The sequence below is a fragment of the Holdemanella sp. DFI.5.55 genome (assembly GCF_020593575.1).
In the GTDB taxonomy this organism is placed as follows: Bacteria; Bacillota_I; Bacilli_A; order Erysipelotrichales; family Erysipelotrichaceae; genus Holdemanella; species Holdemanella hominis.
On the sequence record NZ_JAJDMK010000152.1, the window covers coordinates 1 to 1,543 of the forward strand.

At 28.8% G+C, this 1,543-nt stretch carries 1 protein-coding gene; it reads left to right on the top strand.

Annotated elements, in window-relative coordinates; translation table 11 throughout:
* The first annotated feature begins 116 nt into the window (after positions 1 to 116).
* A complete protein-coding gene (locus LJE08_RS13475) occupies positions 117 to 1,058 on the top strand; it encodes a M28 family metallopeptidase (RefSeq protein ID WP_227403510.1) in 942 nt (313 codons plus the stop codon).
* Positions 1,059 to 1,543 lie beyond the last annotated feature (485 nt).

Genomic DNA, 1,543 nt, shown 5'->3' on the forward strand with positions numbered 1-1,543 from the left:
TATTATTGTACGCTATTTCTCGTCAAAAATCAACCATTTGTTGTGACAGAGCCTTATAAAAAAACGAAACCCATTCACATTATGATATAATATATACAACTAAGGGAGAAATAAGAATGAATGAAACGAGTCGCAGAATTCTTGATCACTTTCAAGTTCGAAAAACAAAAAAACAAAAAGAGGAATTTCGTAAATATATAATTTATGAACTTAATCAATATGGGTATTGCCCTAGTATTCAACATAAAGGGATAAATAATAATATAATTATCGGTAATATAGAGAAAGCTAAGATATTTTGTACAGCTCACTATGATACACAGGCGGTCTTACCATTTCCCAATTTAATTGTGCCTAATAATTTGTTTGGTCTGATTTTATCACAATTAGCCATTATTATTTGTGTATTAATTCTTATATTCTTTATGAACATCGTTCTTATTCAATTGTTTATTTGGATAGGTCTATTTAAGAATATTGAGCTTAATATTGCTTCTTCTATTTCATGGTTAATTATAATGATTTGGATGTTGTTTGGAAAAGCAAATAAACATACTGCAAATGATAATACGAGTGGTATCATTACAATCATTGAATCAGCCATCAAATTACCAGAAGATTTAAGAGATGAAGTATGTTTTGTGTTATTTGACAACGAAGAACTAGGTTTATTAGGCTCTTCTGCTTTTGCGAAAGAATATAAAGAATATGTAAAGAATAAACTTATCATTAATTTTGATTGTGTATCCGATGGCAATGATATATTTTTCTTTCCAACGCAACAAATTAAAAATGATCAATCAAAACATGAAAATATTATAAATGCATTTGCATCAACAGATTATATAAGAGTTCACATCAACAAAGGATTTGGATTCTATCCATCCGACAACTTTAACTTTAAATATGCATATGGAGTTTGTGGCCTTAAGAAAGGTCTGTTCTATTATCTTGATCGAATACATACTTCTAGAGATATAATTTTCAATGAAGAAAATATCGAACTATTAAGCGATGGTGTATGCAAGCTTATCAAAACAACCCATACATCCAGATGATTATTACAACATAATCCATTCATTTGCATAAAATCAATTTAACAACTATAATACAAATACAGAAAGACTACTGGATACAGTGGTTCCTCTGAATTATTTTAGTATAAAGACACTAGTAATCCATTGGAGAGAGTGAACTAGTGTCTTTTACATTTTTCTATAATAATCAATGCGATTTTTAACAATTCAACTAAAGCCATTAACCACAAAAGCAACATCAATGTACAGATAAATATACATAAAACACGTCCTCCTATAAAATCGGAATCATCGAGAATTCAAGATGTTATCTTTTTTATTCCAAGGGTAGCCGTTACAACATACGGTTACAATTTCTATTGTTCCTATTTTATCTAAAACGACTAATTTTAGATAAAGTTAGCCTTGACTTTTATATATATCAATTGTTTAATAATCATACAGAAAGACCACTGGATACAGTGGTTCCTCTGAATTATTTTAGTATAAAGACACTAGTAATCCAT